14 protein-coding genes are annotated in these 14,798 nt (G+C 70.7%); 4 read left to right on the top strand and 10 right to left on the bottom strand.

Annotation, left to right across the window (positions count from 1 at the left end):
* Window positions 1-567, top strand: a complete 567-nt coding sequence (locus ACWD2L_RS23520) for a hypothetical protein (RefSeq protein WP_351340867.1) — start codon at window positions 1-3, stop codon at window positions 565-567.
* A 35-nt stretch (window positions 568-602) separates the two neighbouring features.
* Here ACWD2L_RS23520 and ACWD2L_RS23515 read toward each other — a convergent pair whose 3' ends face one another.
* Together ACWD2L_RS23515 and ACWD2L_RS23510 are read right to left on the bottom strand one after the other, a co-directional pair.
* The gene (locus ACWD2L_RS23515; protein ID WP_326023400.1) at window positions 603-926 is read right to left on the bottom strand and encodes an antibiotic biosynthesis monooxygenase family protein; all 324 of its coding nucleotides are present in this window, start codon (window positions 924-926) and stop codon (window positions 603-605) included.
* Window positions 927-951: 25 nt separating this feature from the next.
* Window positions 952-1,386: a DnaJ family domain-containing protein gene (locus tag ACWD2L_RS23510; RefSeq protein WP_351340864.1), complete on the bottom strand. Its 435-nt coding sequence runs from the start codon at window positions 1,384-1,386 to the stop codon at window positions 952-954.
* Window positions 1,387-1,463: 77 nt separating this feature from the next.
* Here ACWD2L_RS23510 and ACWD2L_RS23505 point away from each other — a divergent pair, with 77 nt between their 5' ends.
* A complete protein-coding gene (locus ACWD2L_RS23505; RefSeq protein ID WP_351340862.1) occupies window positions 1,464-1,871 on the top strand; it encodes an FHA domain-containing protein in 408 nt (135 codons plus the stop codon).
* Between the two features lie 9 nt (window positions 1,872-1,880).
* Here ACWD2L_RS23505 and ACWD2L_RS23500 read toward each other — a convergent pair whose 3' ends face one another.
* Window positions 1,881-3,266 (bottom strand): MFS transporter, encoded by a 1,386-nt coding sequence (locus ACWD2L_RS23500; RefSeq protein WP_451191206.1) that lies wholly within the window; start codon window positions 3,264-3,266, stop codon window positions 1,881-1,883.
* A 356-nt stretch (window positions 3,267-3,622) separates the two neighbouring features.
* On the opposite strand from ACWD2L_RS23500, the gene ACWD2L_RS23495 reads away from it, so the two are divergent.
* A complete protein-coding gene (locus ACWD2L_RS23495) occupies window positions 3,623-5,659 on the top strand; it encodes a bifunctional glycosyltransferase 87/phosphatase PAP2 family protein (protein WP_451191203.1) in 2,037 nt (678 codons plus the stop codon).
* 16 nt (window positions 5,660-5,675) lie between these two features.
* On the opposite strand, the gene ACWD2L_RS23490 is transcribed toward ACWD2L_RS23495, so the two are convergent.
* Window positions 5,676-6,917 (bottom strand): cytochrome P450, encoded by a 1,242-nt coding sequence (locus ACWD2L_RS23490; protein ID WP_351340859.1) that lies wholly within the window; start codon window positions 6,915-6,917, stop codon window positions 5,676-5,678.
* Window positions 6,918-7,146: 229 nt separating this feature from the next.
* Here ACWD2L_RS23490 and ACWD2L_RS23485 point away from each other — a divergent pair, with 229 nt between their 5' ends.
* On the top strand, window positions 7,147-8,316 hold the full coding sequence (locus tag ACWD2L_RS23485) for a steroid 3-ketoacyl-CoA thiolase (RefSeq protein WP_351340857.1): 1,170 nt from the start codon (window positions 7,147-7,149) through the stop codon (window positions 8,314-8,316).
* Window positions 8,317-8,373: 57 nt separating this feature from the next.
* Here the strand turns inward: ACWD2L_RS23485 and ACWD2L_RS23480 are convergent, their stop codons facing one another.
* The 6 genes from ACWD2L_RS23480 to ACWD2L_RS23455 all read right to left on the bottom strand — a co-directional run bounded on the left by ACWD2L_RS23480 (window position 8,374) and on the right by ACWD2L_RS23455 (window position 14,565).
* The gene (locus ACWD2L_RS23480) at window positions 8,374-8,784 is read right to left on the bottom strand and encodes an aggregation-promoting factor C-terminal-like domain-containing protein (protein WP_351340854.1); all 411 of its coding nucleotides are present in this window, start codon (window positions 8,782-8,784) and stop codon (window positions 8,374-8,376) included.
* A 228-nt stretch (window positions 8,785-9,012) separates the two neighbouring features.
* On the bottom strand, window positions 9,013-9,867 hold the full coding sequence (locus ACWD2L_RS23475; RefSeq protein WP_351340852.1) for an ECF transporter S component: 855 nt from the start codon (window positions 9,865-9,867) through the stop codon (window positions 9,013-9,015).
* Complete coding sequence (locus tag ACWD2L_RS23470; protein WP_351340850.1) at window positions 9,864-11,534, bottom strand: ABC transporter ATP-binding protein; 1,671 nt, start codon at window positions 11,532-11,534, stop codon at window positions 9,864-9,866. Before ACWD2L_RS23470 ends, ACWD2L_RS23475 begins: the two co-directional genes overlap by 4 nt.
* Window positions 11,531-12,661: an energy-coupling factor transporter transmembrane component T gene (locus ACWD2L_RS23465; protein WP_351340848.1), complete on the bottom strand. Its 1,131-nt coding sequence runs from the start codon at window positions 12,659-12,661 to the stop codon at window positions 11,531-11,533. The genes ACWD2L_RS23470 and ACWD2L_RS23465 overlap by 4 nt, the downstream gene beginning before the upstream one ends.
* 3 nt (window positions 12,662-12,664) lie before the next feature.
* Window positions 12,665-13,348 (bottom strand): SCO2322 family protein, encoded by a 684-nt coding sequence (locus tag ACWD2L_RS23460; RefSeq protein ID WP_451191196.1) that lies wholly within the window; start codon window positions 13,346-13,348, stop codon window positions 12,665-12,667.
* The gene (locus ACWD2L_RS23455) at window positions 13,345-14,565 is read right to left on the bottom strand and encodes a prenyltransferase/squalene oxidase repeat-containing protein (protein ID WP_351340847.1); all 1,221 of its coding nucleotides are present in this window, start codon (window positions 14,563-14,565) and stop codon (window positions 13,345-13,347) included. Before ACWD2L_RS23455 ends, ACWD2L_RS23460 begins: the two co-directional genes overlap by 4 nt.
* Between the last annotated feature and the right edge of the window lie 233 nt (window positions 14,566-14,798).

Below are 14,798 nucleotides of genomic sequence, written 5' to 3'. Positions count from 1 at the left end.
ATGACGGACATTCGACGGGCCGAGGCCGACGGGGTCGACAAGGGGATCGCGCTGGACCCCAAGGCGGACCGGCAGGCGGGCCGCGAGGCGGATCCCCTGGCGGCCCCTGACGCGGACCGCGGGACCGGCCGCGACACGGACCCCATGGCGAACCGCACGGCCGGCCGTCACGCCGACGCCATGGCGCCCCCCGAAGCGGGCCGTGACGTGGGCCGCGAGGCGGACTTCGCGGCGGACCGTGACAGTGACCCGGCGGCGGGTGGCCAGGTCGGCCCCGGGGGCGGGGCACGTGCCGGAGGGCGCTCAGGGCTCTTCCCCACGGGTGAGCGCGACGCGCTCGAAGGTCGCCTGCGGCACGCGCTCACCGGCTTCGTCGACGAGCCGCGTGCCGCCGTGGAGGAGGCCGACCACGTCCTGGAGGACCTGACGGCCCGCCTCACCGAAACACTCGCCGGCCACCGCCACACCCTGCGCACGTCCTGGCAGGGCTCGACGGAGGACACCGAGCGACTCCGCATCGCGCTCCGCGACTACCGGGAGACGGCGGAGCGCCTGCTGAGGCTCTGAGCCGGCACGCGGACACAGGCGCCGCGCCGGAGGCGTTACGCGGTCTTCGGCGCCGCCTGCTGGACCACCTCGAACGACCACACCGTGGACCCGCTCGCGGCCGGCTTCGGCCGGTCGCCGCCCTGCGGACCCTGGTGGGCCGCCTTCATGGGCCCCTCCATCCAGGCCTGGAAGGCGGCCTCGTCGCGCCAGCGCGTGTAGACGAGGTACTGGTCGGTGCCCTCGATCGGGCGCAGCAGCTCGAACCACTCGAACCCGTCGGAGTTCTCGACGGACCCGGCCCGAGCGCCGAAGCGCTTCTCGAGGACTTCCCGCTGCTCTTCGGGAACGGTGAGGGCGTTGATCTTTACGATGCTCATGCGTCCATCGTGCCTCAGCGACCTCTCAGGGCGACTCGCGCCCCGGCCGCGTCTCCCGCGCCTCCCGCCACTCCCGCACGAGTTCCTCGATCTCCTCGGCCGTGTACGGCTTCAGGCCGAGCGGGGGTCCTGGCGGCGGCTTGAACATCATGTCGCGGATCTTGTCGTTGAGTTCCGTGATCATGCGGCGTACGACGCGCTCCGACGGGGCCTTCGGCAGCGCCGCCAGGGTGTCCTCGGCCTCCTTGCGCAGCGCGAGCGAGGGCGGCAGGACGGAGAAGCTCTCGCGGGCCAGCTTTCCCTTGATCCACCAGTTCTCGTCGTACGTGGTGTCGGCCGAGGAATCCAGGGGCTTGCCGGCGCCGGGCAGCGAGGAGAAGTCCCCGCGTCGTTCCGCGTCTCGGATCTGCTTGTCGACGAATGACTCGAAGCTGACTCCGGGCGGTTTGCGTTCGGTCATGACGCAAGTGTCCCAGAGCGGATCGGGGCGCCATAGGCTGCGAGCGACGGACGCGCGACAGTGGTGGGGGGAGCGCGGTGCTCGAACTGACCATGGCCACCATGGCCGGTGGCGACGAGGGGGCGACGGCCGCGATGGCCATGGCCGACGCCCGGAGCGAGCCGGGAGCCGTGCTGCGGGTCGGCCGCGACGCGAGCGTGTGCCGACTGGTGACCCCGGAGGACTGGCTGTTCGTGTCGCGGGTGCACCTGGAGTTCCGGTGCGGACCGGAAGGCGAGTGGGTCCTGTTCTGGCTGCGCGGCTCGCAGGACGACCCCGCCTCCGAGGTGCGGGTGCGGTTCGGGCCGCAGCTGGAGGGGATGGGGCAGCTCGTCCCGTACGGCGGGGTGGCGACGTTGCCGCGCGGCTCCTGGGGCGAGGTGCTCGTGGCCGACCGGAGCGGGCCGCGCAGCGTGCACGTCGGCTTCGGTCACGAACCCCCGTAGGCCACCGCGTCAGACGGCGGGCGGTGAGCCCGGCAGCGGCTTGCCCGCGGACTCCTTCATGCGCCACACCGCGATACCGCCGATGACGGCCGCGGCCATCATGTAGTACGCCGGGATCATCAGGTTGCCCGTGGCCGCGATGAGGGAGGCCACGACCAGCGGCGTCGTACCACCGAAGATCGAGACGGACAGGTTGAAGCTGACGGCCAGGGAGCCGTAGCGGACCTTTGTCTCGAACAGCGCGGGCAGCGTCGAGGGCATCGACGAGGTGAAGGTGACGAGCAGCAGGCCGAGGGCGGCCAGGCCGAACGCGATCGCCCACGTGGAGCCCTGCTGGATCAGCAGGATGGCGGGGACGGACAGCGCGAGGAAGCCGACGCAGCCGATGCCGATCACCCAGCGGTGGCCGAAGCGGTCGTTGGCGAGACCCATCGGGAGCTGCACGACCATCATCAGCAGCATCACGCCGATCAGGATCAGCGTGCCGTGCGTGGCGTCGTAGTTCAGCTCCTCGCTCAGGAACGTCGGCATGTAGGAGAGCAGCATGTAGTCGGTCACGTTGAAGACCAGGACCAGCGCGATGCACAGGAACATCGGCCGCGCGTTGCCGACGAACATCTCCTTGAGCCTCGGCTTCGGGAAGGACTTCTCCTTCGCCTCGGCCTCGTCCGCCAGCTTCTGGAACGCCGGGGTCTCCTCCAGCTTCATCCGGACGTAGAGACCGACCAGGCCGATCGGGCCCGCGATCAGGAACGGGATGCGCCAGCCCCAGCTGTAGAGGTCGTCGGAGGCCATCGTCGTCGTGAGCACCGTCGCGAGGGCGGCACCGGCGACGTAACCGGCGTTCGTGCCCAGCTCCAGGAATGAACCGAAGAAGCCGCGGCGCTTGTCCGGCGCGTACTCGGCGATGAACGTGCAGGCGCCGCCGTACTCACCACCGGCCGAGAAGCCCTGCACCATGCGGGCCACGATCAGCAGCACCGGCGCCCAGATGCCGATGGCGCCGTGCGACGGGATCAGGCCGATCGCGAAGGTGCCCGCCGACATCATGATCATGGTGATGGCGAGGACGCGCTGACGGCCGATGCGGTCGCCGAGCGGGCCGAAGAAGGCGCCGCCGAGGGGGCGCACGAGGAAGGCGGCGGCGAAGGTGCCGAGCGTGGACAGGACCTGCGCCGTGCTCGATGCCGAGGGGAAGAAGACGTGCCCGAGCGTCGCGGTCAGGTAGCCGTAGACGCCGAAGTCGAACCACTCCATCGCGTTGCCGAGGGCTGCCGCCTTGACCGCACGCTTGACCAGCGAGGGGTCGGTGGTGGTGGGCTCGGATGAGATGCGGTCCGCCGTGGGGGCGGCGGACCGGCCGGTACCGGGGGCGATGGAAGTGGCGCTGGACACGGGTCCTTCGCCTTCCTTTCGTGGGGGACAAGAGCAACGGCCGTTCACGGGGAACGGCCGACTCATCGACCATAGGGGCGTCCGCGCCTACTACGGGTAGTGTTCGGTGAACTCCACACCGTGAGGAAACCCCCTCCGGCCTGGGGGAATGCCAAAGCCTTCGCACGGTGCTGATGCAAATTCTTGTGATCTATGTCGCGAAACCGCGCGTGTGAAGGCCTGGACAAAGTGGCCGAAGACACTTCCTACCGCCAAATCCCGGTGGACAGACAGGTGAAGGAGCAGTTGCCTGCGTCTTACCGGATGTGCGGTGTATGTCGGTGAACCGGCCGAGTTGAGCGGGAGGTCCGAAAGGCGTGGCGAACGCGGAACGTGGAGGGGTGGCGCCGGGATCCACGGATCAGGTGGCGGGGCGGCTCGGCGTGCTGCGCGCCGGCCTGTGGCTGATCGCGGCCGTACTCGGCGCGCGTCAACTCGTGGCGGTGCTGAGCGCTCCTCCGGGTGAGCGCCTCACCGATCTGGAGACCTGGGTCGGACCCGAAGGGGTGCTTCATGTCAGCGGCTCGCTGTACGACGCGCCCGACCGGTTCACCGGGCCGCCGTTCGCGGGGCTCGTCCTCAAGCCGCTCGCGCGCGCGGCGGAGCAGGTACTCGGCTGGGGCTGGACGTTCGGCTCGCTGGCCCTTGTCGTCGCGCTCGGCGTGGTCGCCGCGCGCGCCCTGCCGCCGCCCGTGTCCCGGCGTACGGCGCAGTTCGCGGCGCCCGTCGCGATCAGCCTGCTCATGCTGTCGCTGCCGGTGCGCAACGCGTTCACCCTCGGCCAGACCAGCATCCTGCCGGTCCTCCTCGTGCTGCTCGGCTGCTTCGCGGTGCGCGGACAGGTGGCGTCCGGCGCACTGATCGGCGCCGCCGCCGCACTCCAGCCGACCGTGCTGCTGTTCGCCCCGCTTCTCTGGTTCACCGGCCGCAGGCGCGCCGCCGCCACGACGGGGGCCACCTTCGTCGCGGGCACCGGTATCGCCTGGCTCGCGATGCCGCAGGACTCGTGGACGTACTGGGTGCACCATGTGGCCGGCACCGGCCTCGCCGCCGATCCGGCCGCGACCGCCAACCAGTCGCTGCACGGCATGCTGCTGCGCTTCGGCCTCGCCGGGCCCCTCGAGATCGCCCTGTTCCTGGCGCTTGGCGCCGCCGTGGCCGTGCTCGGCCTGCGCCGCTCCATCGCGTACGCGCGCGACGGGCAACTGCTGCTCGCCGTCGCGGTCACCGGCTGCGTCGCGGTCGCCGTGTCCCCGACGACCTGGCAGCACCAGCTGCTGTGGGTACTGCTCGCGGTGGTCGGCCGCGTGGGGGCCAAGACCGCCGACCGGGCGGTGTGGCCCGTCGCCGTCGTCCTGGTGATGACGCTCCCGGCCTCCGCGATACTGCCGCAGATGCCGGTGCTCGCGCCGCTGCGGGACAACCTCGTCCTGGTCGCCGTGCTCGCGGCGGCCTGCGCCGTCCCGTTCCTGCGGCGCACCGACCCGGCCTTCGGGGCCACGCGCCCCACCATCCATACGGAGCCGGCCCCCGCGCGCTGGGCGTGGGTGCCGCTGCTACCGGTGTGGCGGCGCGCGCTCGCCCGCCCCAACCTGCTGCTCGAACTGCTCCTGATCCGCGTCGGATACTCCGCGTACCAACAGGTCAGGATCGCCGCGGCGGGCGGCAGGCCGCGCGCCGAGGAGCACGGGGCGCAGGTGTACGCGCTGGAGCGGTTCCTGCACATCGACGTCGAGCACTGGGCGAACCATGCGGTGGTTTCGGTCGGATGGCTCCGCGATTTCTTCGACTTCTACTACACGTCCTTTCACTTTGTGGTGCCGCTGACCGTCCTCGCGGTCCTCTACGTACGCCGCCCCGCGGACTACCGCTGGGCGCGCGCCTCCCTCGGCTTCGCGACCGTCCTGGCCCTCGTCGGCTTCTGGCTGTACCCGCTCGCGCCGCCGCGCCTGATGCCCACGCTGGGCTTCATCGACACGGTCCACGGCGTGCAGGACTTCTCCAAGCCGGACTACGGGACGCTCACCGCGGTCACCAACCAGTACGCGGCGATACCGTCGCTGCACTTCGGGTGGTCGTTGTGGTGCGGCGTCGTGATCCTGGCGCTCGCCCCGAAGTGGTGGATGAAGGCGCTTGGGCTTGTTCATCCGTTGTGCACGGTGTCCGCGATTGTTGCCACGGGGAACCATTGGGTGCTGGATGCGGTGGGTGGGGCGGGTGTGGTGGGGGTTGGGTTTGGGCTTACGTATTTGTTGTCGGGGCCGAGGGCCTCTTTGGCTGCGCCGGTGTTGCGGTCGCGGGGCGCTGCCCCGGACCCCGCTGGCTCTCGTCCAGGTGCGGGGCTCCAAAAATGAATGCCGCCGCCCCTCGTCAAGTACTGACCTGAAGCTCCTTCACGCCGTTCAGCCATGCCGCGCGGAGGCGGCGGGGGTCTCCCACGAGACGCAGATCCGGTACCGCGTCGGCCAGGGCGTTGAAGATCAGGTCGATTTCCAGGATCGCCAGGGACTTGCCGAGGCAGAAGTGCGGGCCGCCGCCGCCGAAGCCGAGGTGCGGGTTGGGGTCGCGGGTGATGTCGAAGGTGTCCGGGTTCTCGAAGACCTCCGGGTCGTGGTTGGCGGAGGAGTAGAAGAGGCCGACCCTGTCGCCCGCCTTGATCTTCTGTCCGCCGAGTTCGGTGTCCTGCGTGGCGGTCCGCTGGAAGGAGACGACCGGGGTCGCCCAGCGCACGATCTCCTCGGCCGTGGTGCTCGGGCGCTCCCGCTTGTAGTGCTCCCACTGGTCGGGGTGGGTGAGGAAGGCGTGCATGCCGTGGGTGATGGCGTTGCGGGTCGTCTCGTTGCCGGCGACGGCGAGCAGGATCACGAAGAAGCCGAACTCGTCGGAGGACAGGTTGCCCTCGTCCTCGGCCGCGACCAGCTGGCTCACGATGTCCTTGGCCGGGCACTTCTTGCGGTCGGCCGCGAGGTTCATCGCGTAGCCGACGATCTCCATGGCGGCCTCGGCGCCGATCTCCTCGGTGATCGCGTACTCCGGGTCGTCGTACGCGACCATCTTGTTGGACCAGTCGAAGACCTTGGAGCGGTCCTTCTGCTCGATGCCGATGAGCTCGGCGATGGCCTGCAACGGCAGCTCGACGGCGACGTTCGTGACGAAGTCGAACGCGCCGTCCGGGCCCGCCTGTTGGACCGCCTCGGCGACGATGGCGCCGGCGCGGTCGCGGAGCTTCTCCTCGAGGGACCGGATGGCGCGCGGAGTGAACCCGCGCTGCACTATCTGGCGTACCCGGGTGTGCTCGGGCGGATCCATGTTCAGCATGATCATCTTCTGTACGTCGATCTGGTCGCGCTCGATCGAGGAGTTGAAGCGGATCACGGCGGTGTTGATGTTGGACGAATAGATCTCCGGGTGAGTGGAGACGTATTTGACGTCCGCGTGCCGGGTCACGGCCCAGTAGCCGGCGTCGTCGAAGCCGGATATGCCGTGTTCCTGCGGGATCCAGCGGACCGGTTCGGCCTGGCGGAGCTGGGCGAACTCCGGGTGGGGAATGCGGTGTTGGAGGAGGTCGGGGTCGGTGAAGTCGAACCCGTCGGGCAGCGCGGGGCACGGCATGGGGTCACTCCCGTAGTGGTCTGACGATCCGTCAGGTCTCGCTGCGAAGGTAATAACGGGTTCTAGAAGTGGCAAGGCCCACGGTCGTGTTGGTTCGGTGCGTTGTGCGTGCACGCCCCTTGCGTACCGGGGGTAAGGGCGATGAGACTGCAAGTAGAACTGGTACGCGTTCTAGTTTCGTGCGCGCGCAGATCGTGCTGGTCCGGGAATCCTGGAGAGGACGTAGGTCATGGCAGCCGAGCCCGTCATCGTCGAAGCCGTACGCACCCCGATCGGCAAGCGCGGCGGCGCGCTGGCCAATCTGCATCCCGCCTATCTGCTGGGCGAGACCTATCGCGAACTCCTCGGCCGCACCGGCATCCAGCCGGACTGCGTCGAGCAGATCGTCGGCGGCACGGTCACGCACGCAGGCGAGCAGTCCATGAACCCGGCGCGCACGGCCTGGCTCACGATGGGCCTGCCGTACGAGACGGCCGCGACGACGGTCGACTGTCAGTGCGGCTCCTCGCAGCAGGCCTCGCACATGACCGCGAACATGATCGCGGCGGGCGTCATCGACGTCGGCATCTCGTGCGGTGTCGAGGCGATGTCGCGGGTGCCGCTGGGCTCGGGGTCCAAGCACGGGCCGGGAAAGCCGTTCCCCAACGAGTGGAACGTCGACCTGCCCAATCAGTTCGAGGCCGCGGAACGCATCGCGCGCAAGCGGGAGTTGACCCGGGAGAACGTGGACTCGCTCGGTCTCATATCCCAGGAGCGGGCCGCCACCGCCTGGGCCGAGGAGCGCTTCAAACGCGAGACGTTCGCGGTGCAGGTGCCCACCACGGAGGCGGAGCAGGCCGCGGGGCAGGGTATGTGGCGGCTCGTCGACCGTGACGAGGGGCTGCGTGACACGAGTATGGAGGGCCTCGCGAAGCTCAAGCCGGTGATGCCGACGGCCGTGCACACGGCGGGCAACTCCTCGCAGATCTCCGACGGGGCCTCCGCGATCATGTGGGCGTCGAAGCGGATGGCGCGGGCGCTCAAGTTGCGGCCTCGCGCGCGGATCGTGGCGCAGGCGTTGGTCGGGGCCGATCCGCACTTCCACCTGGACGGGCCGGTGGATGCGACGCGGGCGGTGCTCGGCAAGGCGGGGATGTCCCTGAAGGACATCGACATCGTCGAGATCAACGAGGCGTTCGCGTCGGTGGTGTTGAGCTGGGCGCAGGTCTTCGAGCAGGACCTGGAGAAGGTGAACGTGAACGGTGGGGCGATTGCGCTCGGGCATCCGGTGGGGGCGACGGGAGCGCGGTTGATTGCATCGGCGTTGCATGAACTGGAGCGCAGGGACAAGGAGTTCGCGCTCATTACGATGTGTGCGGGTGGGGCGCTCTCTACCGGCACGATCATCCAGCGGCTGTAACCCTAATTAAGCCCCTGCGGCGATTGAGGCGCGGGGGCTTAATGGGCCGGTGCCGGTTCAGTACCAACCGTTGGACTGCCAGTGGCTCCACGCGCCGCAGGCGCTGCCGTAGCGGTCGTTCATGTACTTGATGCCCCAGTCGATCTGGGTCTCCGGGTTCGTCTTCCAGTCGGAACCGGACGACGCCATCTTGTTGGCCGGAAGCGCCTGGACCAGGCCGTACGCACCGGTGGAGGCGTTCGTCGCGTTCGGGTTCCAGCCGCTCTCCTGGGACACGATCTTGTCGAAGCAGCTGAACTGGGCCGAGTCCGAGATCTTCTGCTGGGCGATGGCCTTCGCCGAGCCCGACGTCGACGCGGCCTGGGCCGGGGCCGATGCGAAGAGGAGACCGGTTGTCGCGGCGGCGAGGGTGACACCGGCGATGGCGTTCTTCGGAGTGGCAATGCGGCGCAGGAGCGTGGCGGTCAAAACGGAACCTTCCGTGGGAGGCAGGGAGTGGCAGGGCGTAGTGCCTTGCGGTTGCTCCACAGAAACAAAGACCGAGGAGTGAAAGCAATGTGCGCTTTTACTAAGAGAAGTCGGACTCTATGGGTTATGGGTTAAATGTCCGTTGTGTCGGGTGGGGGGGGAGTGGGCGAAGGGGCCCCATCTGGCTACGGTCCCGCTTAGTACGTGACGTGGGTCATGTGCGTGGCCTCACGCCCGCGGCTCGTCGAATGTGACCTGGGCCTCGAAGGCTGCCCGCCTCGTGGCCCGGCGCAGCGCCTTGAGGACGGCGCCTCCGACGACCAGCGTCAGGACGACGGTGAGCGCGGCACGCCCCAGGTCCCAGCCGAGCGACGTGGCCGCGCAGTAGGCGAGGAAGCGCACGAGGTTCTCGTGCAGCGCGGCATCCGGCTGGTACGCCACGGAGGAGGCCAGCGCGTTCATGAACGGCCAGCCCGCGAGATTCATGAGCGTGCCGTACGCGAACGCGGCGAGGAAGCCGTAGGCGGCGAGCATCACGCGCTCGGCCCCGCCGCGCAGGGTGTGCGCTCCCGGCAACAGCCCCGCGCCCATCGTGAACCAGCCCATCGAGAGCATCTGGAACGGCATCCACGGCCCCACGCCCCCGGTCAGCAGCGCCGAGGTGAACATGCTGAGGGAACCCAGGACGAAGCCGAAGCCGGGGCCGAGGACGCGGCCGCTCAGGACCATCAGGAAGAACATCGGCTCCAGCCCGGCCGTGCCCGCCCCGATGGGACGCAGGGCCGCCCCCGCGGCGGCCAGCACGCCGAGCATCGCCACCGCCTTGGGGCCCATGCCGGACTCCGAGATCGTGGCCGCCACCACGGCGACCAGCAGCACGAGCAGCGCCGCGAACAGCCAGGGAGCGTCCTGCGCGTGCGCGTTCACCTCGGACCCGGGCCCGGTGATCAGCGGCCAGCCGATGCCGACGATGCCCACGGCGCTGACCAGGAGCAGGGCGGCGATGGAGCGGGGGCCCAGGCGGACCGGATTGGCCTGGCGGTCGAGCGGCCCCGGGGCTCCGGCCCGCGGCTTGAATGTCATTTCAGGGCCTCTTCGACCTCGGACACCGTGAGCCAGCGCTGCGGCGCCAGGATCTTCGCGACCTGCGGGGCGAAGGACGGGGACGACGTGACGATGTCGGGGGTGGGGCCGTCCGCCACGATCTCGCCGTCCGCGAGGATCGCCACGCGGTGGGTCAGCTCCGCCGCCAGTTCCACGTCGTGCGTCGCCATGACGACGGCGTGGCCCTCGGCCGCGAGGTTCCGCAGGATCGCGACGAGGCGGGACTTGGCCGCGTAGTCCAGGCCGCGGGTCGGCTCGTCGAGCAGGAGCAGCGGCGGGGCCGCCGTCAGCACGATCGCCAGGGCCAGGGTGAGGCGCTGGCCCTCGGAGAGGTCGCGGGGGTGGGTGTCGTCGGAGATCCCGGGGAGCAGGTCGGTGAGCAGGCCGCGGCAGGTGCCGGGGGTGGCGGACGCGTCCTTGTCCGCCGCCGTGCACTCCGCGGCGACCGTGTCCGCGCAGAGGAGGTCGCGGGGTTCCTGGGGGACGAGGCCCACCTTGCGGATGAGGTCGCGGGGGGTGGTCTTGTGGGGGACGGTGCCGCTGACGGTGGCCGTGCCGGAGGTTGGTTTGATCAGCCCGACCAGGGTTGAGAGGAGGGTGGATTTGCCGGCGCCGTTGCGGCCCATCAGGGCGAGTACCTCGCCGGTGGTGACCTGGAGGTCTATGTGACGTAGTGCCTCGATACGGCCTCTGCGTACGCCCAGGTTTTTGGTTGCGGCCAGAGTGGTTGCGGTCGCGGGGCTCTGCCCCGGACCCCGCGCCTCAATCGCCGGCGGGGCTTGATTCGCCCGGCCTCGCGGTTCGCGCGCCGCAGGGGCTTTAAATGGGCGCTCGGCCAGTCGTTCCTTCAAGCCGCTTGCCGCACGCCTCGCGTTTCTCACCGTCAGCGGCAACGGGTCCCAGCCCGCCAGGCGGCCCAGGCCCACCACCGGGGGGTAGACCGGGGAGACGGTCATGATCGCCGCCGGGTCGCCCACCAGCAACGGTTCACCGGCACCCGGCAGCAGCGCCACCTGGTCCGCGTACTGGATGACGCGTTCCAGGCGGTGTTCGGCCATGAGGACCGTCGTGCCCAGGTCGTGGACCAGGCGTTGCAGGACCGAGAGGACCTCCTCCGCCGCTGCTGGGTCGAGGGCGGATGTCGGTTCGTCGAGGACGAGGACCTGGGGGTGGGGCGTGAGGACGGAGCCGATCGCGACGCGTTGTTGCTGGCCGCCGGAGAGCGTGGAGATCGGGCGGTCGCGCAGGTCGGCGAGGCCGAGGAGGTCGAGGGTCTCCTCCACGCGGCGCCGCATGACCGGCGGGGACAGGCCCAACGACTCCATGCCGTACGCGAGTTCGTCCTCCACGGTGTCCGTGACGAAGTGCGCGAGCGGGTCCTGGCCCACCGTGCCGACGACGTCGGCGAGTTCGCGGGGTTTGTGGGTGCGGGTGTCGCGGCCGGCCACCGTGACGCGACCGGACAGCGTGCCGCCGGTGAAGTGCGGGACGAGGCCGCTCACCGCTCCGAGGAGGGTGGACTTGCCGACGCCCGACGGGCCCGCGAGGAGCATCAACTCGCCCTCGGGCACGTGGAGATGGATGCCGTGGACGGTGGGGCGCGGCGCGCCGTCGTAGGTCACGGAGACGTTCTCGAAGCGGATCATGACGACGCCTCCGTCGGCTTGTCGGGAATCGGCCTGTCGGGAGCGGGTGCGACGAAGGCCGGGAGCAGGCCGAGCAGGATGCCCGCCGCAGGCCACAGCGGCAGTTCCGGCGCCGCGAGCGGGACCACCGGCGGCTGGAGGGCCGCCGGGTCCTGGGTGCCGGTCCAGATCAGCGCCGCCGCGGCCACCGCACCGGACGCCGCGACCAGCCAGGCCCGTACGCCCCACACGTCGGGCCGGTAGCGGGTGCGTACCGTGCGGCGCCCGCCGAGCCAGAGCCCGCCGAGCGCCGCGGCGACCCCGGCGAGGAGTACCGGGAGCCCGTACCCGGATCCGGAGGCCGCGAGCAGGCCGTACGTTCCCGCGCACACCCCGATGAGGCCGCCCAGCGTGAGCGCGGCCGTGGCGCGGCGCACGGCGGGCGGCACCTCGGCGGTGCGGCCGTAGCCGCGTGCGTCCATCGCGGCGGCGAGTGAGACGGAACGCTCCAGTGCTCCTTCGAGGACCGGGAGGCCGACCTGGAGCAGACCGCGCAGGCCGCTGTCCGGGCGGCCGCGCAGGCGTCGCGCCGCCCGCAGCCTGCGGACGTCCGCGACCAGGTTCGGGGCGAACGTCATCGCCACGACGACCGCGACCCCGGCCTCGTACAGCGCGCCCGGCAGTGACTTGAGCAGCCGGGACGGGGAGGCGAGCGCGTTAGCGGCGCCCACGCAGATGAGGAGGGTGGCGAGCTTCAGGCCGTCGTAGAGCGCGAAGACGAGGCCTTCGAGCGTCACCGGGCCGCCGATCCGTACCCCCTGCGCCCAGTCCGGCAGCGGCAGTTCGGGCAGTGTGAAAAGGAGGTGCGTGCCCGGGATCGCCGAGCCGAGCAGCGTCGCGAAGACCAGGCGGATGCCGAGCACGACCAGCGCCAGCTTCACGAACGCCCCGTACGAACGCGCCCACGGTGCCTCCGTGCGGCGCGCCGTCACCACGTATCCGGCGACGCCGATCAGCAGCGCGAGCAGCAGCGGGTTCGTGGTGCGGGACGCGGCCGTGCCGAGGCCGAGCGCCCAGATCCACCAGGCGCCCGGGTGCAGGGAGTTGGAGCGGTGCGCCCGAGGGGCGCGGAGCTGGGAGGCGGTCATGTGTCAGCGGCGTCGGCGTCGGGCCTGCACGCCGACCGCGATGCCGAGCACGACGACCACGGCGACACCGGCGATGAGGCCGACCGAGGGGCCGCCGTCGTCGCCGTCGGACTGCGAGGCGGAATCCTTCGCGAAGGGCGTCGAGGGCGTCTTGCCGGAGGTCTCCTTGGACACCTGCTCGCCGCAGCCCGACTTCGGGTAGCCCGAGATCGCGCACAGCATCGCGCTGCTGTCGTAGCGCAGTGGCTTCGCGACGGAGGCGAGCGCGTCGGCGCTCGTCGCGTCCTCGGCGACCCGCGCGCACGCGGTGCGCGGCTTCGGCGGGGTCTCCGGCGACGGGGCGTCGACCCCCGTGCCGAAGTCGATGACGAGCGCGACGCGCTTCTTGCCGCCATCGGCCGGAGTGTCCTCGCAGATCGCGTCGAAGCCGGCGCTGCCGCGCGGCTGCGTCGCGTCCTTCGAGTCGGCGCTCACCGCGAACCGGAAGCCCTGCACGTCGCCGTCCGACGGCTTGGTCTGCGAGGGGCCCGCCGTCGCGTACGTCCATGTCTTCTGGCCGCCGTCCCGCTCCCAGAACGACCAGTAGCGGTACCCGGCGGCCTGCGCGGGGGCGACGGTCACGGCGAGCAGCGCGACGAGCAGTCCGAGGACGAGCCCGCCGAGGCCGGCCGACCGGCGCGCGGTCACGGCTGCTGCTTCTTGCGGCCGCTGAGCAGGAAACCGGCGCCCACGGCGGCGATGAACATCACGCCGATGATCCACCAGTTGGCGCCGCCACCGCCGTCGTCCTTCTTCTCGTCGGAGTCGGACGCGGACGATTTCGTGGAGGCGGGCTCCGGGCCCGTCTTGTTGAGGGCGGCCACCAGGTCCGTGCCGCCGAAGTCGCGCGGGTCGTTGCCGGTGGCGTGCGCGGCGAAGATCAGCTCGGCGTAGCCGGCGGGCCCGGTCTGCGCGGCCCAGCCCTTCGCGTTCTTCTCCAGCCAGGTGTACGAGTCCTTCGTGGCCTTGATGCCCTCGGCCGCGGCGACGGCGGTGACCGCGTCCGCGGTGTTGCCGTAGTCGGGCTGGTCGGTGGAGCCGGCCAGCTGGGACTTCAGGTAGAGGTGGGTGTCGAGCTGGTTCTGGAGGTAGACGGCGCCGTTGTGCGCGATCGCCTCCGCGCTCTTGCCGTCCTCGCAGGTGTACGCGTCCGGGGCCTTGCCCTTGTCCGGCGCGAAGCCGGTGCCGAGGGCGCCCAGCACACCGGCGGCGGTGGCGTCCGCGTTGGCGGCGAGCTCGCCCTTCTTGTCCGGCTGGTAGGCGAGGGCGCCGCCGTCCTTGCCCTTGGCGCAGGGGAGGGCGAGTGAGGCGAGGGCGTCGGTGCCGGTCTTGTCGTGGTGCGAAGTCACCTTGGCCGGGTCCTTGCCCGCGGCGGCGAGAGCGCCGAGCACGACCGCGGTCGAGTTCGCGTCGCTGGCCATGCCGAGGCTGTAGCCCCAGCCGCCGTCCAGGTTCTGGGTCTTCACCAGCCGCTCGACGCCCGCGGCGACCTCGCCGTCCCGGCCGCCGACCGCGGCGAGTGCCTGGACGGCGGCCGCGGTGGCGTTGCTGTCGATCTTGGTCTTCTTGTCGCAGGCCCTGCCCGGTTCGGCGCGGTAGGCGGCGAAGCCGCCGTTCTCGCACTGCTGACCGGCCAGCCAGTCGACCGCCTTCTGTGCGGGCTTGACGCCCACCGTGTCCTGCGCGACGAGCGCGAGGGACTGCCGCCAGACTCCGTCGTACGTGGGGTCGCCCTTGCCGTAGAGGCCCGACGGGACGACCTTCTTCGGCGAGGGGGAGGCGCTGTCCGCGGTCGCGGCCTGCGCGCCCATGGCGCCGATGGCGACGGTCGCGGCGACGAGCGCGGCGCTGCGGCGAATGTTCATGGTGGGGCGGAGGCCTCTCCCTGCGGGGAGCGGGGTGGCGCGGTACACGGAGGTACCGGGCGGCTCCGGCTCCGCGTACGTACTGACGACGCCTTCACTGTACCCGGCACCGTGGTTGCGGTTGCGGGGTTCCGCCCCGGACCCCGCTGCTCAATCGCCGCAGGGGCTTGATCGCCTCAATCGCCGGCGGGGCTTGATAGATCAAGCCCCGCCGGCGATTGAGGCGATCTTTT

Source organism: Streptomyces sp. NPDC002754, assembly GCF_053592315.1.
Note: the sequence above shows the minus strand (reverse complement) of the source record. Positions and strands in the feature narration are given on the sequence as shown.

Excerpts from the sequence above, each read along its gene's own strand:
- ACWD2L_RS23520 (WP_351340867.1), top strand. The coding sequence starts at position 1 with ATGACGGACATTCGACGGGCCGAGGCCGACGGGGTCGACAAGGGGATC.
- ACWD2L_RS23515 (WP_326023400.1), bottom strand. The coding sequence starts at position 926 with ATGAGCATCGTAAAGATCAACGCCCTCACCGTTCCCGAAGAGCAGCGG.
- ACWD2L_RS23510 (WP_351340864.1), bottom strand. The coding sequence starts at position 1,386 with ATGACCGAACGCAAACCGCCCGGAGTCAGCTTCGAGTCATTCGTCGAC.
- ACWD2L_RS23490 (WP_351340859.1), bottom strand. The coding sequence starts at position 6,917 with ATGCCGTGCCCCGCGCTGCCCGACGGGTTCGACTTCACCGACCCCGAC.
- ACWD2L_RS23485 (WP_351340857.1), top strand. The coding sequence starts at position 7,147 with ATGGCAGCCGAGCCCGTCATCGTCGAAGCCGTACGCACCCCGATCGGC.
- ACWD2L_RS23475 (WP_351340852.1), bottom strand. The coding sequence starts at position 9,867 with ATGACATTCAAGCCGCGGGCCGGAGCCCCGGGGCCGCTCGACCGCCAG.
- ACWD2L_RS23470 (WP_351340850.1), bottom strand. The coding sequence starts at position 11,534 with ATGATCCGCTTCGAGAACGTCTCCGTGACCTACGACGGCGCGCCGCGC.
- ACWD2L_RS23465 (WP_351340848.1), bottom strand. The coding sequence starts at position 12,661 with ATGACCGCCTCCCAGCTCCGCGCCCCTCGGGCGCACCGCTCCAACTCC.
- ACWD2L_RS23455 (WP_351340847.1), bottom strand. The coding sequence starts at position 14,565 with ATGAACATTCGCCGCAGCGCCGCGCTCGTCGCCGCGACCGTCGCCATC.